Below are 20,868 nucleotides of genomic sequence, written 5' to 3' on the forward strand. Positions count from 1 at the left end.
TTTCACCATAAGTACGTGCCGGTCAGGGGGCCGTGCAGTCGGGGTAGTCCTGATCCGGCACACACCTCAGGTGCGGGGTGATGCCGTCCTTCCCCGGCGTCACCGACATCAGCCACAGCGGGCGCCGCAACGCGTCGTGGTCGACGGCGTCCTCGGAGAAGGCGATCGTCCCGGTCGCGCCTTCGATGTCGAGGCCGCGCAGGTTGTAGTGAACGCCTGACCGCAGAACGCTGCCGCCCCCCTGCGCCTGGAATTTCGCGAAAGCCTCGGTCACGGCCAGCGTCATGTCATAGGCGAGTCGCGCGCGGTCCAGCGCGAGCGGTATGGACCCGCCCACCTTGCTTCTGTACTCCTTCTCGAAGGTCTGCCCATGAGGGGTCCGCCTCGCGGACGTGCTGCTGCTCTGCCGGAGATCCATGAGGGCCACGAAACGCACGTTGAGGCCGTGCTCCGACCCGTTCTCCCTGGCTCGCTGGATTTTCTCGGACAGTATGTTGGTGACGTCGTCGCCCGTGAGAAGGACCACGTCGTTCTTCACGCAGTGGCTGCTCCAGGAATCATTGAGAGTCAGAAAGTCGGCCGCGCGTCCGGTGAAGTACAGAACCTTCTCGTCTCCTTCACAGGCTTTCCGCACCGCGACCTGGAGGCTCTGCCCGTCATGGAAGTCGTACATCTTGTAACGGCCCGTATAGACACTGCTGAAGCGGTCGGCCAGGTCATTGCTGTACAGCTCCTTGGCGTCCTTCTGCCAGATCACCGCCACCGGCGGGTCAGGGGGCAGTTCGGTGCCGGCGTGGCCCGGTAGGCCCAGCCTGAGCCAGTGCGCGGTGACCATGGCCTGGACGGCGTTGCTGGGCGGCAGGCGGAAGAAGTAGGGGGATCGGCTTTCGCCGAGCATCGCCACCCTGTCCGCGGTGGCCGTCGAGCTGATCATAGGGATCTGCGCCGCACCCATCAGCTCGATCGCTCGCTGCACCTCCACCCGGCTCCAGCCGAGTCCGACCACGGCGGCGATGGAGTCATCCCGCTCCGCCCGGCGCACGATATGGCCGGCCGCGATCTCCGCGTGCGCGTGGTCCTGCCCCGAATTGGCGAACTCGACGTACATCTTCCACGCATGGTTCTGCTCGTTGTGGGCGCTCTGCCGGGCGAGGACGCCGACGAGCTCCGCGGCGGCGCCCACGAGCTGCCTGCCGTGGTCGGGGCCTCCTTTGACGGTGAGCGCGCCGAAGTAGACGATGCGGAAGACCTTGTCGCCGGGCCTGATCTCCTGATTGAGCTCGACGATCCGCTCCAGGATGGGTCGCAGCGCCGGGTCGAAGTCGTCGGAGGAATCGGTCAGCCCGATGCACTGGTCGTCCGTGCTGACCAGCGGCGTTTCGCAGGCGCTGAAGGCGGCCCAGCCCGGCACCGCGAAGGGCGCCAGGGCCACCAGCCCCGTGACCACCCAATGCGCGAGGGCGGGCCGCCGGGACGTCACCAGCGGCTTCGGCCGGGGCTGATCGGCGGGCCCGTCGTCCCTGACGGAGAAGTACGGGCAGAAGGGGGTGTGCCCGGCCTGGTCCCGCCACCTGCCGTAGACGTCCTCCAGGCTCTCCCCGCCGGCGGCGAACCGTACCGGAGAGTGCGCGTGAGCGTCGAGTTCGGCCGACAGTTCGGGGGCGGCGGCCACGACCAGCAGCGGGGCCTTCTCGCCGGTCCGCACGACGATGTCGTGCATGGCCGTGATCAGTTCCCAGCCTGCGGTGCCGGGCCGCACGTCATGGAGGATGAGCACGCTGTACGAGCTCCGCGCCCAGCCGGGCCAGAACGGCCTGCGGCGATAGGCGATGCGCAGGTCCTGGAGAAAGGCGTGCACGAGCAGCCGGTTGGTCAGGTCAGGCTTCGTGTTGACCTGCTCGCTGATCTTCCGCATGTAACCGGCGAGATGATCCCGGGGTCCGCGCCGGATATAAGGCTGCTTGCGGAACCAGCTGTATTTGAAGGTTCCGCTCGACCACCAGCGGGACAGGATGGTGGCCGACATGTAGGCGATGACGACGCTCCCGACGAGCACCCCCAGCATCGGAAGTCCTGCCGTGTCGGCGAGCGCGGTCAGGACCGCCGTCATGAAGGCGGTGCCGATGGCGGAGGCGACGACGAAGCGCATCTTGTATTCGAGTCGCGCCTGCCAGGAGTGCCATGGCGTCCGTTTCTTGAGCCAGCTTTTCAGCTGCTCGTCGAAGGCGTCATCCCGTTCCCGGACAGAACCGTCTCTGGCGGCGCCCGCATTCCCTTTCTGGATGGCCCACAGCACGATCTGCGTGAGGGGGAAGCGTGGCGCGGGAAGACGGGACCCGGGGACTCTTCGCCCCAGGTCGCCGGATGCGCCCGCCACCAGGTCGATCAATTCATGGAGGTCCCCGGGGTCTTTCTTGATGTCGGCATGCGGGACACGCGTGTCGAATAACTCGCTCAGGGCCTGCGCCTCGCCGGCGGCATCCCTACCACCAAGAACCACAATAGGCGGAAATTTCTCCCGCTGCCAGAAATGTGGCCTTCTAAGCATTTTAGGAGCAAGAGTCCGGAATTGGGAACTCATCGCTTCTCCCTGGGTCTCGGGCGATATGGATCTTCATCGGGTTGATATCGCCCTGTGCACTCTGGCTGGGAATTATAAAACGCCTTGTCGCGCCCAATAATGGATTCACCGTGAAGACCCCTCGGCCGCGTGGCGATGACAGTGATGTTCCAATCGCGTTATCGTTGCTACCATGGAGCGAGATCTCACGCGTGAGCGGATCATCAAGGCGGCCTCCGACCTGCTCACCAAGGGCGGACGCGACGCGGTGTCGACCCGGGCGGTGTGCGCCGCGGCGGGGGTGCAGTCGCCGACGCTCTATCGGCTCTTCGGCGACAAGCACGGACTGCTCGACGCGGTGGCCAGCCATGAGTTCGAGAGCTACCTGGCCGGCAAGACGGCCCTGGCCGAGACCGACGACCCGGTCGAGGACCTGCGGCACGGCTGGGACCTGCACGTCAGCTTCGGCGTCGCCAACCCGGCCTGCTACTCGCTGGTCTTCGGCGAGGCGCGGCCGGGCACCGAATCGCCGGCCGCCCGGAAGGCCGCCGCCGTGCTGGCGGCGAGGATCCGGCGCATCGCCGAGGCGGGCCGGTTGCGGGTCAGCGAGGAGCGCGCGGCGCATCTGGTCCACGCCACGGGCAGCGGCATGACGTTCACCCTGATCTCGCTGCCGGAGGAGCGGCGCGACCCGGCGCTGTCCGTCATGGCGCGCGAGGCGATCATCGCCACGATCACCACCGGCGAGTCCCCCACCGCTGAGGACGGCCCGACCGGCATCGCAGTGGCCCTGCGCGCGATCGCCCCCAAGCTGACCATGCTCTCCCCCGCCGAGCGCGCCCTGCTGACCGAGTGGATGGACCGCATCGCCGCATCCGAGGGGTGACGCCCCCTGCTTTAGCAATGACAACAACTAGGTGTTGCCAACGCCACCATGACGCCGTTACTGTCATGGTGTTGTCACTGCTACCACCGAAGAGGTGGAACCATGAGCCTGAAAGCGCATACCGTGGCCGCCCTCGCCACGTTGACCCTCATCACCGGCTGCTCGGCCACGGCGTCCAGCGCCCCCGCACAGCCGGTGCTCGGGCGGATCACCGAGCTGGCGTCCGGGCTGGACATGCCGTGGGGGCTGGCGTTCCTGCCTGACGGTTCGGCGCTGGTCTCCGGTCGCGCCTCCGGCCGGATTCATCGCATCCCCGCCGAGGGCGGCACCCCGGTGCTGGTCGGCGAGGTGCCCGAGGTCGCCCAGAGCGCCGAGGGCGGGCTGCTCGGGCTCGCCGCCTCACCCCGCTTCGCCGACGATCGCACCGTCTACGCGTACGTGTCGTCGTCGCCGACGAACCGGGTCGTGGCCCTGCGCGTCGCCGAGGACCTGGGATCGCTGCGCCAGGAGCGGATCGTGCTGGACGGCATCGGCACGGCGAACCGGCACCACGGCGGTCGCCTGCGCTTCGGCCCTGACGGGAACCTGTGGATCGCGACCGGCGACGCCTTCGACCCACCGGTCGCGCCCAGGCGCGACAACCTCAACGGCAAGGTGCTGCGGATCAGGCCGGACGGGTCGATCCCCGAGGACAACCCCTTCGACACCCCGGTCTACTCCTACGGCCACCGCAACGTCCAGGGCCTGACCGTGGGCCCCGACGGCACGATGTACGCCTCCGAGCTGGGCCTCAACGACTGGGACGAGGTCAACGTCATCCGCGTCGGCGAGGACTACGGCTGGCCGGAGGCCGAGGGCCCGGACGGCGAAGGGGGCACCCGGCCGCTGTTCTGGCTGCCGCCGGCCGAGGCGTCACCGTCCGGCATCGCCTACGCCGACGGCGCGCTGTGGATGGCCGGGCTGCGCGGGCAGCGGCTGTGGCGGCTGCCGGTCGAGGGCGGAGAACGTACCGGAGAGCCCGTCGCGTTCCTCACCGAGCAGTACGGACGCCTGCGCACCGTGGAGGTCGCGCCCGACGGGGCGCTCTGGGTGACCACGTCCAACACCGATCAGGCGACGCTCGGCGGCACCCCCTCCCGCGAGGGTGACGACCGCATCCTGCGCATCGAACCCCTTCCCGTGAGGTGAACATCGTGGAGAACTCCGACCCCACCCGGCGTACCGTGATCAAGGTGGGCGCGGCCGTCGCCGCCGTCGCGGCGGCACCGGCCTTGCCGGGCGCGGCAGAGGCCGAGCCCGTCACCAGCGTCACGGACACGGCGCCGGTATCCCTGAAGGTCAACGGCACGGCACACAAGCTGGAGCTCGAACCCCGCGTCACCCTGCTCGACGCGCTGCGCGAGCGGATCGGCCTGACCGGCACCAAGAAGGGCTGCGACCGCGGCGAATGCGGCGCCTGCACGGTCCTGGTGGACGGGCGGCGGATCAAGTCGTGCCTGACCCTGGCCGTCATGCAGCAGGGCCGCGAGATCACCACCGTGGAGGGCCTGGCCCGTGGCGACGCGCTGCATCCGATGCAGGCGGCCTTCATCAGGAACGACGGGTTCCAGTGCGGCTTCTGCACCCCCGGCCAGATCATGTCGGCCGTCGCCTGCGTCAACGAGGGGCACGCCGGGTCCGACGACGAGATCCGCGAATGGATGAGCGGCAACATCTGCCGGTGCAGCTGCTACCCGAACATCGTCGCCTCCGTCCGCCAAGCAGCCAAGGAGATGACCTGATATGGACGCGTTCGCCTACACTCGCGCCGACCGGTCCGAGCGCGCGGTCCGCCTCGCCGCGGACCCCGGAGCGCGTTACATCGCCGGGGGCACCGACCTGCTCAACCTGATGAAGGACGGCGTGCAACGGCACGACCACCTGATCGACATCAACGCGCTGCCCCTGGCCGGCGTCCGCGAGACCAACAGCAGGATCGAGCTCGGGGCGATGAGCCGGATGAGCGACGTCGCCCTGCACCAGGCCGTACGCCGCAGGCTGCCGGTCCTGTCGCAGGCGCTGCTCGCCGGCGCCTCACCGCAGGTGCGCAACATGGCCACGCTCGGCGGCAACCTGCTGCAACGAACACGATGCTGGTACTTCCGGGACCCCACCATGCCGTGCAACAAGCGCGAGCCCGGCAGTGGCTGCCCGGCCCTGGCAGGCCAGAACCGCTGGCACGCCATCGTCGGCGGCAGCGCCCAGTGCATCGCCGTGCACCCCTCCGACCTGGCCGTCGCCCTGACCGCCCTGGACGCCACCGTGCGCACGCTCAGCGCCGAAGGCCCGCGCGACATCCCCATGGCCGAGTTCTACCTGTCCCCGGGAGACACCCCCCATCTGGAGACCGCGCTGCGCCAGGGCGAGCTGATCACGGGCATCGACGTACCCGTCACCGACCTGGCCGCCGGCTCGCGTTACCTCAAGGTGCGCGACCGGGCCACGTTCGAGTTCGCCGTCGTCTCCGTCGCCGCCCTGATCCGGCTGCGCGGCGACGAGGTCCGCGAGGCCCGCCTGGCCTTCGGCGGCATCGCCCCTCGCCCCTGGCGCTCGGCCGAGGCCGAGCAGGCGCTGGTCGGCCGCCCGCTGAACGCCGCCACGATCAAGGCCGTCGGCGAGGCCCTGGTCGTCGACGCCCAGCCGCGCGAGCACAACGCCTTCAAGGTCCCCCTGGTTCAGCGGGCCCTGTCCGACATTCTTGACCAGTTCAGGAGGAACCGATGATCGGCCGACCGGTCAGCCGCGTGGACGGCGCCGCCAAGGTCACCGGCGAGGCTCGATACGCCGCCGACGCCGAGGTGCGCGGGGTGACCCACGCGGTTCTGGTCGTGAGCGCTGTCGCGCGGGGCCGGATCACCGCCATCGACACCGCCAGAGCGACCGCCGCGCCAGGGGTGCTGGGCGTCTTCACCCACCAGAACCTGGACCGCCTCGCCCTCCCCAGCCCGGCCGTCGCGTTCCTGAAGCGGTTCCTGCCCGTACAGGACGACCAGATCCGGCACGCGGGCCAGCCCGTCGCGATCGTCGTGGCGGAGACCCTGGAGCAGGCCCAGCAGGCGTCCGGCCTGGTCGGCGTCACCTACCAGGATGAGCCGCCCCGGGTGGTGCTCGCCGAGAACATGGGCGAGGCGTACGTGCCGCCGGACACCAACGACGGCCACAACGACTATGTACGCGGTGACGTCGCCGCCGGTCTGGCCGCCGCGCACACCGTGACCGAGGCCACGTACACGACTCCGATGCAGCACCACAACGCCCTCGAACCGTCCGTCACGGTCGCGGCCTGGGACGGCGACCGGCTGACCGTGCACGAGTCCACACAGAGCATCTCCAACACCCAGAAAGCGCTCATGCAGGCTTTCGACCTCCCCGACACGAACGTACGCGTCCTCTCGCCGTACCTCGGCGGCGGTTTTGGGGCGAAAGGCCCGGTATGGCCGCACACCGTGCTCACGGCGGCGGTCGCGCGCCAGGTCGGGCGGCCGGTCAAGCTGGTGCTGACGCGGGCGCACGCGTACACCTCCAATGGGCACCGCGCCGAGACGCATCAGGTGCTCCGCGTGGGCGCCGCCCGCGACGGGCGGCTCACCGCGATCCAGCACACGGTCACACAGCAGGTGTCGCGCACCGAGGACGCGCTGCTCAACAGCTCGGAGCCGACCCGGATCCTGTACGCCTGCCCGAACGTGCGCTCAACCCAGCAGGCCGTACGGCTCGACCTGCCGATGGGCAGCTTCGCCCGGTCGCCGGAGACCGCGACCAGCCACGCCCTGGAGTCGACGCTGGACGAGCTGAGCTACGCGCTCGACCTGGATCCGATCGAGCTCAGGGTGCGCAACTGGTCGGCGATCAACCAGGACAGCAAGGTCGCCCACGGCAGCAACCACCTGCGCGAATGCTACGAGCGGGGCGCGGAGCGCTTCGGCTGGTCGCGGCGTGACCCCCGGCCGGGTTCCATGCGCGACCGCGACGGGCTGATCGGCTGGGGCATGGCCACCGCCGCGCACACCGCCGGCGGCCGGCCGGGCTCGTCGGCCACCGTGACGATCGGCGTCAACGGCACCGCGCAGATCCGGTCGGGCACGCAGGAGCTCGGGACCGGCACGTACACGGTGATGCGCCAGCTCGGCGCCGAGGTGCTCGGCATGCGGCTGCGCGAGGTCCGCTTCGACCTGGGCGACTCGGCCTACCCGGCGGCGTTCGCGTCGGCGGCGTCGGCGACCGTGCCGAGCGTCGGCGGCGGGGTCGTCCGGGCCGCGACCGCCGCCCGCGCCCAGGTGATCGCGCTCGCGGTGGCCGATCCGGACAGTCCGCTGCACGGTGTCGCTCCCGATCAGGTCGGTGTCGGCGACGGGTACCTGTTCCTCACCGAGCGGCCGTCGCGCCGGGTCAGTTACCGGCAGGTGATGCGCCGCCACGGCAGGCCGATCGAGGTGACCAGCGAGGCGGTCTTCGCGCCGCTGGGGTACTCGGTCGGCGCGACCTTCGTCGAGGTGCACGTGGACCCCGCACTGGGGCGGGTCCGGGTACGCCGCATCGTGGGGGTGTTCGACTGCGGCCGGGTTCTCAACCATCGCACCACCCGCAGCCAGGCGATCGGCGGCGCCATCTGGGCGATCGGGATCACGCTCAGCGAGCACACCCTGGTCGACCCGAACCTGGGGCGCATCGTCACCCCGAACCTGTCCGGCTACCTCGTCCCGGTCAACGCCGACGTGCCGGACATCGACGTCAGCTTCATCGACAAGCCCGACCCGTCCAGTCCGGCGCTCGGCGCGCGGGGCTTCGGTGAGACGCCCGCGACCGGGGTGACCGCGGCCATCGGCAACGCGGTGTACCACGCGATCGGCCACCGCATCCGGGACCTGCCGATCACTCAGGACAAAATCATCGCCGCGCTGTCCTGACCACCTCTGGACAACATGCTGTAGATCTGACAGAAGGGGCACGCGCACCGAAGATCACGGACAGGAGCAACCCCCGATTACGGATCTTCGCCGGCCCGCGCATGCCGCTCTTCGCGGGCCAGGGCACCCAGCCGGGCACCGCCGTCCGCGAGGCCGGCGGCTTCCGCCTCAGCGGCCAGTGGAGCTTCGCGTCCGGCATGCCGCTCGCGGGCTACGTGCACAGCCTGGCCGCCGTGGAGGGCACCGACGAGCTCCGGATCTGCATCACCCCGATCGACGACGTCAAGATGCTCGGCAACTGGGACGTCCTGGGCCTGCGCGCGACCGGCAGCATCGACTACGCCATCGACGGCGCGTTCGTCCCCGAGTCGCAGACCCACCTGTTCGCGTGCGACGAGCCGCTGCGCGGCGGCGCGATCTACCGGCTCGGCCTGCTCGACCAGGCGCTGATCTGCCACTCCGCGTGGGCGCTCGGCGTCGGCCGCCGGCTCCTGGACGAGCTCGCCGGCTACGCCCAGACCAAGGCCGGGCGGCCCGGCCAGATCGCCGGCAGCGCCGCCTTTCACACCGACTTCGCTCGCGCCGAGGCCCAGCTCCGCGCCGCCAGGGCGCTGGTACGGGAGACGTGGGACGACGTGGAGGCCACCCTGGACGCGGGCGGCCGGCTGAACGTACGGCAGGAGACGATGGTGCGGCTGGCGCTCAACCACGCCACGTCGACGGCCGTCGAGGTGGCCAGGTTCGCGCACACGGCGGGCGGCACCTCGGCGGTGCGCGACGGGCTGATCCAGCGGCTCTTCCGGGACGTCCACACCGGCTCCGCGCACATCACCTCCGGGCCGCAGGCGCTGCAGGAGTGCGGCCGTGAGCTGGCGGGTCTGGCTCCCGGCCAGGCCTGGGCCGTCTTCACCCTGGAGGACCCGGTCCGTCAGTAGATGCGGTACTTCTTGCCGCAGTTGTCGAACTTGCCGGCCCAGCAGGTGTAGGTGTAGACCTTGCCGATCCCGTGACCGCTCCAGGAGCCGACCTTCTTGCCGTCCCAGGCGTGGTTGAACTTGTGCCAGGAGCCGTTCTTGTAGACCTCGAACCACACCCAGCCCTTCTTGCCACCGAACTTGTCCACCCCGTACCACTTCGTGAACACCTTGCCGTGGCTCCCCCACGTCTTGCCGAAGGTGTACGCCTTATGGTCGCCGGAGAAGAACTTCCCCCACTTGACGACGGTGGCGGTGCTTGCGGTGCTTGCGGTCGTGCTGGCCTGCGTGGCCGCCTGAGCGGCGGGAGCGACGGCGAGACCGGTGACGGCCATCGAACCGGCCAGAGCGGCGATCGCGAGGGTCTTACGCATTTCGGGTTCCTCCCCCAGTTGGTGCTTTCCGACAGCACGAACGTTACGGAGAACCCCAGCGATCAACTGTGGAGGAATCCACACACAGCATGTGATCGGCGCCACAGCGGCGCGATACCCTCTGGCGTGCCCGAAAACGCCACCCGTGGAGAGCTTCGCCCGGACGGTCGCGTCGAGTCCCGAATCGACCGACCACCCCGACCAGTGGGTGGGCCTCCACCCACTGACCTCGATCAGCCGGACAGCGGACGGGGCGCACTTCCTGGTGTGGCACCGGCTTCCTGAACCAGTACGGCTTCGGCTGGAGCCCGAAGGCCCCACCGGCTCAGGAAAGCCACACGGACTACACGCACATCGAAGGCCCTTGGTACATCTGGGAGATGCAATGGTGAGGGTGCCCGGAGAGCCCGGCGTGTGGGTCTTCGTGGCCGCCGCCCAGATGGGTTTCGTCTTCTTCCTGCCGGGCGGCATCGTCTGGCCCGTGGTGCCCATCCTCTCCCTGCTGGCCATGATCGCCGCCGTCATCAGGGCCTACCAGGACGCGGAGCAACTCCACATCACGGACGAACTCCAGCCGCCTACGTAGACCATGACTCTCAGTACCCTCGCGGAATACCTTCGACGTACGCTGTACGTATGACAACGGGACAGACGCGGGATGATGTGGCGCAGCCCGATCCGGTGGCCGGTGGGCTGCTGCGCCGGATCTGCTGGGGAGTCTTCGCCCTGTTCTTGGCCGCGTTCGCGGTTTTCGAGAGCGCCAAGTACGGCCTGCCGACCACGGCCGCCGCGCTGGCGTTCTTCGCGCTGCCCGACTTGGCGCGACTCGCCGGGGTTCGTCCGCCCGGAGTGCCCTATCAAGCCGTACACCGGGTGTGGATTCCGCTCGCGATACTGGTCGGCTACAGCTTCGGGCCGATCATCTGGCCGCCGCTGTTCACCGCTGGTCTCGGTTGGCTCACCCGCATCGCCGTTGAGCGGACCTTCGGACGCGGGCTTCAGGTCGGCAAAAGCTCCTGAGGGTCCTGGACCCAGCCCCTGTGCCCTCCCTGCCCACCGAAGGGCACTTGAAGTCCCGAGCATCTGACGCAAGTCTGAGAGCATGGCTGCCGATGACGTCTCATCCCGAAAAGGAATTCCTGTTCGGAATTCGCCAGAGCCGGCCCCGCCTTCCGAACTGATCTCCATGGCTTCCTACTTGAGCGAGGCCGTCTCCAGAGTCGCGCGTGCTCGTGATCGTGTTGTGCTCAAGAACTCCTCTGCCTGGGAAGCACCGCGCGAGGCATGGGCGCTGAGTAATCTCATGGTGAAGAACGTCCGGGCAGTGCTCTTGATGGCTCGTCATGATGAAGCACTTGTGACCGCAGCGTGGACGAGTGCCCGAGCAGCATTTGAACAGGCGATCCGCATCATATGGCTGCTCTACCCCGGCGACCGTTTCGAAAGCGAATGCCGATGGCTGGCCCTGCTACGGGAGACGGAGCAGTATCACCATAAGGTCGAGGCGGAGTGCAGGGAGACGGACCCGGACAAGGCGGAGCTGCACCGAGCGCGAGAAAATTCCATAAAGGAATTCCGGACCAGTGTCACCGCCCGGCTCCCAGTGGGTTACACCGTGCCGCCCAAGACCCCGTCGATCTCCGCCATGATGCATGAGACCAACTCGGAAAAGATGTATCAGTTTTATCGTGAGGGATCTCAGTATGTGCACGGGACCTGGCACGGGACCAGCGCGCACCGGAAGGATCTCGGCTCCATGGCCAGCTGGGGGGATTTCACGTCGAGCGTCGACTGGATCCTTCCCTTCCGCCTCTGCTGGCTTTCGCTCAAGGAGTCGATGCGGTTCGTCTTCGACCGGCACGGGGAGGACCTCGACGAGGATCCGCGCTGGTCGGCCTTCTTCCAGGAAGTCGACCAGCGTTTTCAAGACTTCGCGCTCGCCCTCGTCGAACGCACTTCCTCTGCGGAAGCCGCGGCGTCCCCGAACGGGGAGGTCAGTGCAGGACGACGGTCTTGTGGCCGTTGAGGGCGACGCGGTTCTCGGTGTGCCAGCGGACCGCGCGGGCCAGGGCCCGGCATTCCGTCTCACGGCCGCGGGCGACGAACTCGTCCGCGCTCATCGCGTGGTCCACCCGCATGATCTGCTGTTCGATGATCGGCCCCTCGTCCAGGTCGGCCGTGACGTAGTGGGCCGTGGCTCCGACGACCTTGACGCCTCGGTCGTAGGCCTGCTGGTACGGGCGGGCGCCCTTGAAGCTGGGCAGCATCGAGTGGTGGATGTTGATCGCGCGGCCCTCCAGTTGCTTGCACAGGTCGTGGGAGAGGATCTGCATGTAGCGCGCGAGGACGACGAGGTCGACCTTCTCGGTCTCCACGATCTCCATGAGGCGGGCCTCGGCCTCGGGCTTGGTGTCGGGGGTGACCGGGATGTGGGTGAAGGGCACGCTGTAGTTGTCGGCCAGCATGGCAAGGTCGGGGTGGTTGGAGACGACGCCCGCGATGTCGATGTTCAGCTCGCCGACGGAGTTGCGGTAGAGCAGGTCGTTGAGGCAGTGGCCGAACCTGCTCACCATGATCAGGACGCGCTGGCGGGCGGCGGCGTCGCCGAGGCGCCACGTCATCCCGAAGCGGGACGCCACCTCCGCGAAGTCGCGTCGCAGGTCCGGCACCGACAGGGCCTCGCCTTCGGCGTGGCTGAACTGGACGCGCATGAAGAAGGTGCGGCTGTCCGGGTCGTCGAACTGCTGGCTCTGCACGATGGTGCACTGCCGCTCGACGAGGAAGCCGGCGACCGCGTACACGATGCCGGGGGTGTCGGGGCAGGACAGCATGAGGACGTACTGCCCGGTGGAGCGGGCTGCTTCGGCGGTGGCGGTCATGAGGGCTCCTGGCTGCTGAGGAGGCGGGCGCTGTTCAGCCGGGCGGCGGCCACGGTGTTGCGCAGCAGCCACACGTCGGTGACGGGGCCGACTCCGCCGGGGACGGGAGTGATGGCGCGGACGCGGGGGGCGACGGTGTCGTGGTCGACGTCGCCGACCATGTGGGTGACGCCGTCGGGGCCGGTCCGCGGGTTGATGCCGACGTCGATGACGACGGCGTGGTCGTTCACGTGCTCCGCCCGGATCAGGCCGGGCCGGCCCGCGGCGACGATGAGGACGTCGGCCCGGCGGGTGTGGCGGCCGAGGGTGCCGGTGCGGCTGGCCCATTCGTCGATCGACTCGACGGCGGCCTGCCGGTCGTAGCCGAGGGAGACGGCGGGTTTGCCCACGTTGTTGGAGCGGCCGACGACGACGATGAGCGAGCGGTGGTAGAAGTCCGCCCGGTCCTCGCCGACGGAGTCGAGCCAGGTGTCCAGCAGGTGATAGGCCGAGGCCGCCGTCGAGGGGACGTAACGGGGGACGCCGAGGGCGAGGAGGCCGGCGTTCTGCGGGTGGACGGCCTCGATGTCCTTGGCGGGGTGGATGGACTGGAAGGTGGCGGCCTCGCTGAGGTGCGGCGGCAGCGGGCGGAGGATGAGGATGCCGGACACGCCGGGGGCGGCGTTCAGCTCGGCGATGGTCTCGTCGAGCTCGGCCTGGGAGGCGGTGACGGGCAGCTTGCGGGGGACGTACGGCACGTCGAGGTCGGCGGCAAGCCGGCGCAGGCGGCGCTCATACGCGAGTGAGCCGTAGGTGCCGCCCACCATGACGGTCGCGAGACCGATGGGCAGGCGTTCCTCCCTCAGCTGCTCGATCTCGGCCGCCACGCTCGCTTTGAGGGCGCGTGCGCAGGCTCGTCCGTCGATGACCTGGGCACTCATGAGCCGACCCGGGCCAGCAGCTTGCGCCGCCATGCTTCGGTCTTCTCCAGCTCGTTGAAGGTGAACAGGTGGAATCCGGCGAGGTTCGTCTCCGCCTCGGAGACGCGCGGGGCGAGGCGCTCGAACAGCTTGTTGGGGCTGTATCCGCCGGGCAGGAAGAAGCGCCACAGCATGTTCTGCTGCTTCTTGAGGAAGCGGGCGGACTGACCGAGGCCCAGGCCTGCGGAGATACGGATGAGCTTCTGCCGGCTGACGGCACCGGGGATGCCGGCGTAGATCGGCAGGTCGACGCCGCGCCGCTTGAGCTTGCGCGCCCAGGTGGTCGTCGTGTCGGCGTCGAAGCAGAGCTGGGTGACGATGTGGGTGGCGTACGTCGACTTGAGGTCGATGGCGCGGTCGATCAGCTCGTCGCTTATGGTGCCGTGACCTTCGGGGTAGCCGCCGATGCCGATCCGGGTGAAGTGGTGCCCGTTCGCGTCGAGCTTCTCCAGCAGCGAGTAGGCGTCGTGGAAGTCGCCGGCGGGTGTGGGGGCGTCGCCGGCGATCACGAAGACGCCGTCGATGCCGGCCTCGCGCAGCTGGGCGACGATGTCGACCAGGTGCCGCTCGTCCCTGACCAGGCGGGCGGCGAGGTGCGGGGCCACCGTGTATCCGTGACCGGCCAGCTTCTGGGCCAGGTCGAGGGTGGGGCCCAGGCCCTTGGCCTCGGTGGTGGTGACCGTCATCGAGATGCCGGTCGGCACGTGTTCGAGGACCTTGTCCTCAGTGCTCCTGAACGGCAGGATCTCGTAGCTGATCGCGTTCAGCGCCTGCGTGAGTGCTTGGCGGCGGGTGGGCGCCGGTCCGGTCCCGCCGGTACGCAGGCTGGTCATCGGAGACTGTCTGGGGGCACTGGGGGCATGGTGAAAGAGACCTTTCATCGAGCAGGCGGACGCCGGGGACGCAGGCCGCGGGGGATGCCGAACATCGGGCTCCACCACCGACAGTAGGCATGGGCCTGGTCAGAGAAACGACGCGGATGACGGCTCTTACGCCTGCGCCCGTCCTAGCCTGAATGCGACAAGTGACGTAGAACGGGTGCCCCGGACTGACCTCGGGATGGAAGGTGTCAGGCTTCTTGCGGGTGGGTGGCGAGCGGCTCGACGGTCACGTCCATCCACGGGAACTGCGGCAGGGACGCCAGCGCGTCATGCAGGGCGGTGGCGTCAGGGGCTTCCCAGAGGCCGATGACCGCACGCCGTCCCGGCACCCGCCAGAGCCTCTTCAGGACGCCGTCCTTACGCAGCTCCATGGCACGGGCGCGCTCGGCGTCCTTGAGCCGCTTGCGCTCGGCGTCGTCCATGCTGTCGGGAAGCTGGGTCTCGAAACGAACCAGGAACTCCATCGCTGCCTCTCAGTGTGCCGTTGTCAACGTACCAGTGAGCGACGCTAGAGCTCTCGTCGTACGACGTCATCGGACGCCGGGCCACGCCGCTGTGTGCCTCGCGGAGCCGGCGTCTACGTCAAATGGTGTACGTGCTGGTCGAAGTGGTGCTGTTGCCGGAGAACGGGGGCATCATGGGGGTTAGTGACTTGACGTGCGAGGAGGACGTCCATGATGTTCGACCCGCGCACCCTGCTCGAACAGACGCCGGACGGTCTCGCGGTGATCGATCCGGAAGGGCGCTTCGTGCAGGCCAATCCGGCGGCGATCACGCTGTGCGGGCTGGACCCGGCGGGTGTCGCCGGGGCGGCGTCCCCGTTCCCGCCGGCTCAGGCGGGTGACGCGGAGGCGGAGGCCGTCACCGTGTGGGAGCCGGAGTCGGGGCCGCGGCGGGAGTTCGCGTTCCGGGTCAGCCGGCTCGCCGGTCGTGCCGAGCGCATCGTGGCGTTCAGGGACGTCACCGAGAGCCGGCGGCACCAGCGCAGGCTGGCCGCCATCGCCAGTGCGGCGAGCCGGGTGGCCGCCAAGCGGTCGTTGCGCAGCACGCTGGACGCGCTGGCGAAGGAGGTGCTGGAGGCCGACGCGATGGCTAGCGTGCAGATCCTGACGGTCAACTCCACCAGTGAGCGGTTCCGGGTCATGGGCACCGCGGGCTTCGGCCAGGCGGAGAACTTCTTCGACCTTCTCCTGGAGTGTCTCGAATCCGGGGCCGAACTGCGGATGATCGACGCGTTCACCACGCGTAAGCCGGTCGTGGTGCCGCACCGCTACGACGCGATCATGACGGACCCGGCGTGGGGTCCGCTGCAGGAGTACATGCGCTATCCGGAGTGGGACTGGTTCGCGAGCGTGCCGCTGATGGTGCGCGGCGAGCCCGTCGGCATCCTGAACGCCTACTTCGCCCCGGGCCAGGAGATCACCAAGACCGCCCTGGACTTCCTGCTGGCGATCGCGGAGCAGGCGTCGCAGGCGGTGGACTACGCGGCCCTGCTGGAGCGGGAGCGGGAGGTCGCGCGCCGGGAGGAGCGCCAGCGGCTGGCGCGTGACCTGCACGACTCCGTGGTGCAGAACGTCTTCTCGATGGGCATGCAGGTGGAGTCGCTCAACATGCTGTCCGGGCGCGACACGGTCGTGGACTCGGCGTACGTGATGCGCGTGGCGCGGGAGCTGGGCCACATCTCCAAGGCGGTGCTGACCGACCTGCGGGCCATGGTGACCGACCTGCACCCCACCGCCCATGCCGATCAGGGCCTGTCGGAGTCGCTCCTGGCCCTGGCCGAGTCGACGATGAGCCGTACCGGCTTCGACGTGCGGGTCTCGATCAGCGACCCGCACGACGAGCTCGATGACCTGGAGCCGGAGCTCCAAGAGGACGCCTACCGCGTGATCGCGGAGGCGTTGCACAACAGCGTCAAGCATTCGCACGGCTCTACGGTCACCATCGACCTCAGCCTGACCAGGCGCGGGACGCAGCGGTGGCTGACGGGCGAGGTCACCGACGACGGGCGTGGCCTGCTGGCACAGAATGCGGACGTTCCCGCAGAGGAGGGTGGTTTCGGTATGACAGCGATGAAGGAGCGTGCCAACCGATGGGCGGGCACTCTGACGACCCGGTCCAGTTCCGGCAAGGGGACGACCGTGTGTCTCGTGCTCCCGTTGCCGCCCTCGCTGCCGACGGGACTCCACGGCGGCCCCCGTACGACCGTTTGGAAGCAGAAGTGAGCGACACCATCGGCGTCCTGGTGGTGGACGACCACGCGGTGGTCCGGCGTGGCGTCGTCGCCTATCTTGAGGCGCTGGACAACGTCGAGGTGGTCGGCGAGGCGGGCAACGGGCGTGAGGCGCTCGACTGCCTGGAGTCGCTGAAGGTCCGGCGGCAGCCGTTGCCGCGGGTGGCCCTGATGGACCTGATGATGCCGAAGATGGACGGGGTGGAGGCCACGGCGGAGATCGCCAAGCGGTTCCCGACCGTCCGCGTGGTCATCCTGACCAGCTTCGGCGAGGTCGAGCGCATTCATGCCGCCCTGGAGCACGGCGCGGCCGGCTACCTGCTGAAGGACGCCGGGCCGTCGGACGTGGCCGCCGCGATCTACGCCGCCGCCAACGACGACGTGTTTTTGGACGCGGCCGTGGCGCGGCGACTGGTGCAGAAGATGCGCGCGCCGCAGCGCGGTGTCGCCGGGCTGACCAGCCGGGAGCGGGACGTGCTCGTGCTGATCGCGGAGGGCCGCTCCAACCGGGAGATCGCCGCGAAACTGGTGATCAGCGAGCGTACGGCGCGCACGCACGTGAGCAACCTGCTGGGCAAGCTCGGGCTGCGCTCGCGCACCCAGGCGGTCCTCGCCGCGATGCGCGAGGGGCTGGTCGACCCGCCGTCCTGACGCCTACGTCACTTGTCGTACGTCAGCGCGGTCAATTGCGCGATCCATCGTGGGCACCTCATCTGTAGCGTTCGAAGGACCAGGTGGCACGGTCGATCGAAAGCGGGTAGCAGCGGTATGACGGGATCTCGGGTGGCTCGCTCGATTGTGGCGATCACAGCCCATTCGGGGGACTTCGTGTGGCGGGCGGGCGGCGCGCTGGCTCTGGCTGCCTCGCGAGGCGACTCCGTACGGGTGATCTGTCTCAGCTTCGGTGAGCGGGGCGAGGCGCAGGGCCTGTGGAAGAAGCCCGGCATGGACATGGAGACGGTGAAGCGGGTCCGCCGCGAGGAGGCCGAGGCGGCCGCCGAAGCGCTCGGGGTCCAGGTCGACTTCTACGATCTGGGCGACTACCCGCTGGTCGTGACCGACGAGGCCCGTGACCGGATCGTCTCGACGCTGCGCGAGCTCCAGCCCGACACGCTGCTGACCCACGTCGCGAACGACCCCTACAACCGCGACCACAACATCGCCCACGAGACCTCGCTGGCCACCCGCATGGTGGCGCAGGCCATGGGCCACGACCGCACCACCGAGCCGATCGGGGCGGCGCAGGTGCAGATGTTCGAGCCGCACCAGCCTGAGGTGTGCGGATTCGTACCGAACATGCTGCTGGACATCACGCCGGTCTTCGATCGCAAGCGCAAGGCGATGGAGGTGATGTCCGCCCAGCATCACCTGATCGAGTACTACACCGAGCTCGGGAGACGGCGCGGCGTCCAGGCCCGTCGTAATGGAGCGCCCGGCGACGTCGTGCACGCCGAGGCTTACCAGCGGGTGTTCCCCGTGGTGGGAGATGAGCTGGTATGAGCGGTTTCTCTGACGGGCACGTCATCGTACGGACCCGAGTGCGCCCGGACGCCGCGGCCGTGAAGGTGTTCGCCGAGGCCGGGGTGGCCACCACCCACGAGGCCATGGGCCGCCGCGGCCTGGTCGACCCCGTGCTGCGCCCGATCTACTCCGGCGCGCGCATCGCCGGTCGCGCGGTCACCGTGCTGAGTCACCCCGGCGACAACCTGATGATCCACGCGGCGATCGAGCAGTGCGGCGAGGGCGACGTCCTGGCGGTGGCCACCACCTCGCTGTCGCACGACGGGATGTTCGGCGACCTGTTCGCCACCGCGCTGAAGGCCCGCGGCGTCGCCGGCCTGATCATCGACGCGGGCGTGCGCGACGTCGCCGACCTGACCGAGATGGGCTTCCCGGTGTGGTCAAGGGCCATCAGCTCGCAGGGCACGGTGAAGGCGAGCCCCGGCTCCGTCAACGTGCCCGTCGTCCTGGGCGGCGCGCTCATCGCCCCCGGTGACGTCATCGTGGCCGACGACGACGGAGTTCTCGTCGTGGCCCGCCAGGACGCGACCGCGGTGGCGGGCAAGGCCACCGAACGCATGGCCAACGAGGCCGACAAGCGCGAGCAGTTCCGCAACGGGGTCCTGGGCCTGGACCTGTACGGCCTGCGCGCCACCCTGGACCGGCTCGGCGTCCGCTACGTCGACGCCCCGGACGAATCAGACGAATCAGACCAGCGATGACGGCCGCGGGCCTACGTCACTTGTCCTAGACGACGTAGGTCCGCCATCCCCGCAGGAGCCGTCAATTGCATATGTCGCCGCCCGATCCCTCCTCCGTAACATCCAGGTCAGGCCTCGAAACATGCGCATAGCGAACCCCCAAGAATAAGGAACCCCCTATGAGCCTCCAAGATATTCTCAACGGCGCGAACACCAATCTCGCGGCTCATTTCCGCAATCTTCCCGTCGGACCGAATGCCTATCCTGGGGTCCCGCCGGAGTACACCAACTGGCGCGACGAGCAGCAGGCCTGGCAGAACACCTGCGTGCTCTTCAACCAGTCGTACCACATGGTCGAACTGCTGGTCGAAGGCCCCGACGCGCTGAAACTGCTGTCCTACCTGGGCGTCAACAGCTTCGCGAAGTTCCCCGTCGACACCGCCAAGCAGTTCGTGCCCGTCACCCCCGAGGGCTACGTCATCGGCGACGTCATCCTCTTCCACCTGGCGGAGAACAGCTTCAACCTGGTCGGCCGCATTCCGGCGATCAACTGGGTGCGTTTCCACGCCGAGACCGGCGGCTACGACGTCGAGACGACGCTCGACGAGCGTTCGGCGGCCCGCCCGGACCCGTTCAACCGCAGGAACTACCGCTACCAGATCCAGGGGCCGAACGCCTCCAAGGTGATCGAGAAGGTGACGGGCGCGTCGGCGCCCGAGCTGAAGTTCTTCCACATGACGACCATGCAGATCGCGGGCAAGACCGTCCGCGCGCTGCGCCACGGCATGGCGGGCCAGCCCGGCTACGAGCTGTTCGGCCCGTGGGCCGAGGGCGAGGCCGTGCACGAGGCGCTGGTCAAGGCCGGCGAGGAGTTCGGCATGCGGCTGGTCGGCGGCCGGGCCTACTCCTCCAACACCCTGGAGTCCGGCTGGATCCCCTCGCCGCTCCCGGCGATCTACACGGGCGAGTCGCTCAAGGCCTACCGCCAGTGGCTGCCGTCCGACAGCTACGAGGCCGCCGCCTCCATCGGCGGCAGCTTCGTCTCGGACGACATCGAGGACTACTACCTGACGCCGTGGGACCTCGGCTACGGCAACTTCGTCAAGTTCGACCACGAGTTCATCGGCCGTGAGGCGCTGGAGGCCAAGGCCGACGGCCCGCACCGCAAGAAGGTCACGCTGGCCCTGGACAACGCCGACTTCCTCAAGGTCATCGAGTCGCAGCTGGAGCGCGGGGCGAACGCCAAGTGGGTCGAGTACCCGTCCGCGGTCTACTCGATGCACCCGTACGACCTGGTGAAGGCGCACGGCGAGCCCGCCGGCATCTCCACCTGGATCGGCTACAGCTCCAACGAGCGCAAGATGCTGACCCTGGCCATGCTCGACGTCGAGCACGCCGAGCCGGGCGCCCAGGTGTCCCTCGTGTGGGGCGAGCCCGACGGCGGCACCGGCAAGCTCACCGTCGAGCCGCACACCCAGGTGGAGATCAGCGCCACCGTCAGCCCGGTCCCCTACACCGAGGTCGCCCGCAAGATCTACGCGGACGGCGGCTGGCGCGCGACCGCCTGATTGACCAACGGTGCGTCGGCTGCGAAGTTCGAAGCACTGCGAAGACGAGGGAGACGCCCATGAGCGAGCCAGATCGCATACCCGACACCCCCATCCTCGACCGGCAGCGCCAGCTTCGCGGCTACCGCATGAACAAGATGGCCATGGGGTTGGGCGACCCGGTCAACCGGGAGGCGTTCAAGGCCGACGAGCCCGCCTACCTGGACCGTTTCGGGCTGAGCGACGAAGAGAAGACCGCCGTGCTGACCAGGAACTGGAAGGAGATGATCCGCCTCGGCGGGAACCTCTTCTTCATCCTGAAGATCACCGCGGTGGACCCGGTTCGCATCACCGAGATCGGTGCCCACCAGGTGGACATGGACCACGAGTCGTTCCTGCGGGACAGGCTCGGGAAGAAGGTGTAGGAG

21 protein-coding genes are annotated in these 20,868 nt (G+C 68.8%); 15 read left to right on the top strand and 6 right to left on the bottom strand.

The window, feature by feature from the left end; translation table 11 throughout:
- Positions 1–22 precede the first annotated feature (22 nt).
- Positions 23–2,389, bottom strand: coding sequence for an ABC transporter substrate-binding protein (locus ACIBQX_RS40780; RefSeq protein ID WP_397014299.1), 2,367 nt, complete (start codon positions 2,387–2,389; stop codon positions 23–25).
- Between the two features lie 364 nt (positions 2,390–2,753).
- Between ACIBQX_RS40780 and ACIBQX_RS40785 the strand changes: the two genes are divergently transcribed.
- The 6 genes from ACIBQX_RS40785 to ACIBQX_RS40810 all read left to right on the top strand — a co-directional run bounded on the left by ACIBQX_RS40785 (position 2,754) and on the right by ACIBQX_RS40810 (position 9,327).
- On the top strand, positions 2,754–3,446 hold the full coding sequence (locus tag ACIBQX_RS40785; RefSeq protein WP_397014301.1) for a TetR/AcrR family transcriptional regulator: 693 nt from the start codon (positions 2,754–2,756) through the stop codon (positions 3,444–3,446).
- Positions 3,447–3,548: 102 nt separating this feature from the next.
- Positions 3,549–4,634 carry a PQQ-dependent sugar dehydrogenase gene (locus ACIBQX_RS40790; RefSeq protein ID WP_397014303.1) on the top strand — a complete coding sequence of 362 codons (1,086 nt, stop codon included), beginning with the start codon at positions 3,549–3,551 and terminating at the stop codon, positions 4,632–4,634.
- Between the two features lie 83 nt (positions 4,635–4,717).
- Positions 4,718–5,227 carry a (2Fe-2S)-binding protein gene (locus ACIBQX_RS40795; protein ID WP_397014677.1) on the top strand — a complete coding sequence of 170 codons (510 nt, stop codon included), beginning with the start codon at positions 4,718–4,720 and terminating at the stop codon, positions 5,225–5,227.
- A 1-nt stretch (position 5,228) separates the two neighbouring features.
- A complete protein-coding gene (locus ACIBQX_RS40800) occupies positions 5,229–6,209 on the top strand; it encodes an FAD binding domain-containing protein (protein ID WP_397014305.1) in 981 nt (326 codons plus the stop codon).
- Positions 6,206–8,392, top strand: a complete 2,187-nt coding sequence (locus ACIBQX_RS40805; protein ID WP_397014307.1) for a xanthine dehydrogenase family protein molybdopterin-binding subunit — start codon at positions 6,206–6,208, stop codon at positions 8,390–8,392. The genes ACIBQX_RS40800 and ACIBQX_RS40805 overlap by 4 nt, the downstream gene beginning before the upstream one ends.
- A gap of 101 nt (positions 8,393–8,493) precedes the next feature.
- Positions 8,494–9,327: an acyl-CoA dehydrogenase family protein gene (locus tag ACIBQX_RS40810; protein ID WP_397014309.1), complete on the top strand. Its 834-nt coding sequence runs from the start codon at positions 8,494–8,496 to the stop codon at positions 9,325–9,327.
- Here ACIBQX_RS40810 and ACIBQX_RS40815 read toward each other — a convergent pair.
- On the bottom strand, positions 9,321–9,740 hold the full coding sequence (locus ACIBQX_RS40815) for a hypothetical protein (protein WP_397014311.1): 420 nt from the start codon (positions 9,738–9,740) through the stop codon (positions 9,321–9,323). The two genes, ACIBQX_RS40810 and ACIBQX_RS40815, sit on opposite strands and share 7 nt — an antisense overlap.
- Positions 9,741–10,125: 385 nt before the next feature.
- Here ACIBQX_RS40815 and ACIBQX_RS40820 point away from each other — a divergent pair, with 385 nt between their 5' ends.
- From ACIBQX_RS40820 to ACIBQX_RS40830, 3 genes are all read left to right on the top strand, one after another.
- Positions 10,126–10,326 (top strand): hypothetical protein, encoded by a 201-nt coding sequence (locus ACIBQX_RS40820; protein WP_397014313.1) that lies wholly within the window; start codon positions 10,126–10,128, stop codon positions 10,324–10,326.
- A 50-nt stretch (positions 10,327–10,376) separates the two neighbouring features.
- Entirely contained in the window at positions 10,377–10,760 is a 384-nt protein-coding gene (locus ACIBQX_RS40825; RefSeq protein ID WP_397014315.1) for a hypothetical protein, read from the top strand.
- An 82-nt stretch (positions 10,761–10,842) separates the two neighbouring features.
- Entirely contained in the window at positions 10,843–11,766 is a 924-nt protein-coding gene (locus tag ACIBQX_RS40830; protein WP_397014317.1) for a DUF5677 domain-containing protein, read from the top strand.
- Here ACIBQX_RS40830 and purU read toward each other — a convergent pair.
- From purU to ACIBQX_RS40850, 4 genes are all read right to left on the bottom strand, one after another.
- The gene (purU, locus tag ACIBQX_RS40835) at positions 11,735–12,619 is read right to left on the bottom strand and encodes a formyltetrahydrofolate deformylase (protein WP_397014319.1); all 885 of its coding nucleotides are present in this window, start codon (positions 12,617–12,619) and stop codon (positions 11,735–11,737) included. The two genes, ACIBQX_RS40830 and purU, sit on opposite strands and share 32 nt — an antisense overlap.
- The gene (locus tag ACIBQX_RS40840) at positions 12,616–13,539 is read right to left on the bottom strand and encodes a bifunctional 5,10-methylenetetrahydrofolate dehydrogenase/5,10-methenyltetrahydrofolate cyclohydrolase (RefSeq protein WP_397014321.1); all 924 of its coding nucleotides are present in this window, start codon (positions 13,537–13,539) and stop codon (positions 12,616–12,618) included. Before ACIBQX_RS40840 ends, purU begins: the two co-directional genes overlap by 4 nt.
- Positions 13,536–14,411 carry a methylenetetrahydrofolate reductase gene (locus ACIBQX_RS40845; protein WP_397014323.1) on the bottom strand — a complete coding sequence of 292 codons (876 nt, stop codon included), beginning with the start codon at positions 14,409–14,411 and terminating at the stop codon, positions 13,536–13,538. The genes ACIBQX_RS40840 and ACIBQX_RS40845 overlap by 4 nt, the downstream gene beginning before the upstream one ends.
- 236 nt (positions 14,412–14,647) lie before the next feature.
- Positions 14,648–14,923, bottom strand: coding sequence for a muconolactone Delta-isomerase (locus tag ACIBQX_RS40850; RefSeq protein ID WP_397014325.1), 276 nt, complete (start codon positions 14,921–14,923; stop codon positions 14,648–14,650).
- Between the two features lie 210 nt (positions 14,924–15,133).
- Here ACIBQX_RS40850 and ACIBQX_RS40855 point away from each other — a divergent pair, with 210 nt between their 5' ends.
- The 6 genes from ACIBQX_RS40855 to ACIBQX_RS40880 all read left to right on the top strand — a co-directional run bounded on the left by ACIBQX_RS40855 (position 15,134) and on the right by ACIBQX_RS40880 (position 20,865).
- Complete coding sequence (locus ACIBQX_RS40855) at positions 15,134–16,684, top strand: ATP-binding protein (protein WP_397014327.1); 1,551 nt, start codon at positions 15,134–15,136, stop codon at positions 16,682–16,684.
- Positions 16,681–17,343, top strand: a complete 663-nt coding sequence (locus tag ACIBQX_RS40860; protein WP_397014329.1) for a response regulator — start codon at positions 16,681–16,683, stop codon at positions 17,341–17,343. Before ACIBQX_RS40855 ends, ACIBQX_RS40860 begins: the two co-directional genes overlap by 4 nt.
- Positions 17,344–17,475: 132 nt before the next feature.
- Positions 17,476–18,192 (top strand): PIG-L deacetylase family protein, encoded by a 717-nt coding sequence (locus tag ACIBQX_RS40865; RefSeq protein WP_397014331.1) that lies wholly within the window; start codon positions 17,476–17,478, stop codon positions 18,190–18,192.
- Entirely contained in the window at positions 18,189–18,914 is a 726-nt protein-coding gene (locus tag ACIBQX_RS40870; RefSeq protein ID WP_397014333.1) for a 4-carboxy-4-hydroxy-2-oxoadipate aldolase/oxaloacetate decarboxylase, read from the top strand. The genes ACIBQX_RS40865 and ACIBQX_RS40870 overlap by 4 nt, the downstream gene beginning before the upstream one ends.
- A 158-nt stretch (positions 18,915–19,072) precedes the next feature.
- A complete protein-coding gene (gene desA / locus ACIBQX_RS40875) occupies positions 19,073–20,461 on the top strand; it encodes a syringate O-demethylase (RefSeq protein WP_397014335.1) in 1,389 nt (462 codons plus the stop codon).
- Positions 20,462–20,520: 59 nt separating this feature from the next.
- Positions 20,521–20,865 (top strand): hypothetical protein, encoded by a 345-nt coding sequence (locus ACIBQX_RS40880; protein WP_397014337.1) that lies wholly within the window; start codon positions 20,521–20,523, stop codon positions 20,863–20,865.
- Positions 20,866–20,868 lie beyond the last annotated feature (3 nt).

Origin of the sequence: Nonomuraea sp. NPDC049714 (genome assembly GCF_044465295.1) — a bacterium.
In the GTDB taxonomy this organism is placed as follows: domain Bacteria; phylum Actinomycetota; class Actinomycetes; order Streptosporangiales; family Streptosporangiaceae; genus Nonomuraea.

What these genes read in the sequence shown, in the direction of transcription:
- ACIBQX_RS40785 (WP_397014301.1), top strand. Translation starts at nt 2,754, where the DNA reads ATGGAGCGAGATCTCACGCGTGAGCGGATCATCAAGGCGGCCTCCGAC.
- ACIBQX_RS40790 (WP_397014303.1), top strand. Translation starts at nt 3,549, where the DNA reads ATGAGCCTGAAAGCGCATACCGTGGCCGCCCTCGCCACGTTGACCCTC.
- ACIBQX_RS40800 (WP_397014305.1), top strand. Translation starts at nt 5,229, where the DNA reads ATGGACGCGTTCGCCTACACTCGCGCCGACCGGTCCGAGCGCGCGGTC.
- ACIBQX_RS40805 (WP_397014307.1), top strand. Translation starts at nt 6,206, where the DNA reads ATGATCGGCCGACCGGTCAGCCGCGTGGACGGCGCCGCCAAGGTCACC.
- ACIBQX_RS40810 (WP_397014309.1), top strand. Translation starts at nt 8,494, where the DNA reads ATGCCGCTCTTCGCGGGCCAGGGCACCCAGCCGGGCACCGCCGTCCGC.
- ACIBQX_RS40815 (WP_397014311.1), bottom strand. Translation starts at nt 9,740, where the DNA reads ATGCGTAAGACCCTCGCGATCGCCGCTCTGGCCGGTTCGATGGCCGTC.
- ACIBQX_RS40820 (WP_397014313.1), top strand. Translation starts at nt 10,126, where the DNA reads ATGGTGAGGGTGCCCGGAGAGCCCGGCGTGTGGGTCTTCGTGGCCGCC.
- ACIBQX_RS40825 (WP_397014315.1), top strand. Translation starts at nt 10,377, where the DNA reads ATGACAACGGGACAGACGCGGGATGATGTGGCGCAGCCCGATCCGGTG.
- ACIBQX_RS40830 (WP_397014317.1), top strand. Translation starts at nt 10,843, where the DNA reads ATGGCTGCCGATGACGTCTCATCCCGAAAAGGAATTCCTGTTCGGAAT.
- purU (WP_397014319.1), bottom strand. Translation starts at nt 12,619, where the DNA reads ATGACCGCCACCGCCGAAGCAGCCCGCTCCACCGGGCAGTACGTCCTC.
- ACIBQX_RS40840 (WP_397014321.1), bottom strand. Translation starts at nt 13,539, where the DNA reads ATGAGTGCCCAGGTCATCGACGGACGAGCCTGCGCACGCGCCCTCAAA.
- ACIBQX_RS40845 (WP_397014323.1), bottom strand. Translation starts at nt 14,411, where the DNA reads ATGACCAGCCTGCGTACCGGCGGGACCGGACCGGCGCCCACCCGCCGC.
- ACIBQX_RS40850 (WP_397014325.1), bottom strand. Translation starts at nt 14,923, where the DNA reads ATGGAGTTCCTGGTTCGTTTCGAGACCCAGCTTCCCGACAGCATGGAC.
- ACIBQX_RS40855 (WP_397014327.1), top strand. Translation starts at nt 15,134, where the DNA reads ATGATGTTCGACCCGCGCACCCTGCTCGAACAGACGCCGGACGGTCTC.
- ACIBQX_RS40870 (WP_397014333.1), top strand. Translation starts at nt 18,189, where the DNA reads ATGAGCGGTTTCTCTGACGGGCACGTCATCGTACGGACCCGAGTGCGC.
- desA (WP_397014335.1), top strand. Translation starts at nt 19,073, where the DNA reads ATGAGCCTCCAAGATATTCTCAACGGCGCGAACACCAATCTCGCGGCT.
- ACIBQX_RS40880 (WP_397014337.1), top strand. Translation starts at nt 20,521, where the DNA reads ATGAGCGAGCCAGATCGCATACCCGACACCCCCATCCTCGACCGGCAG.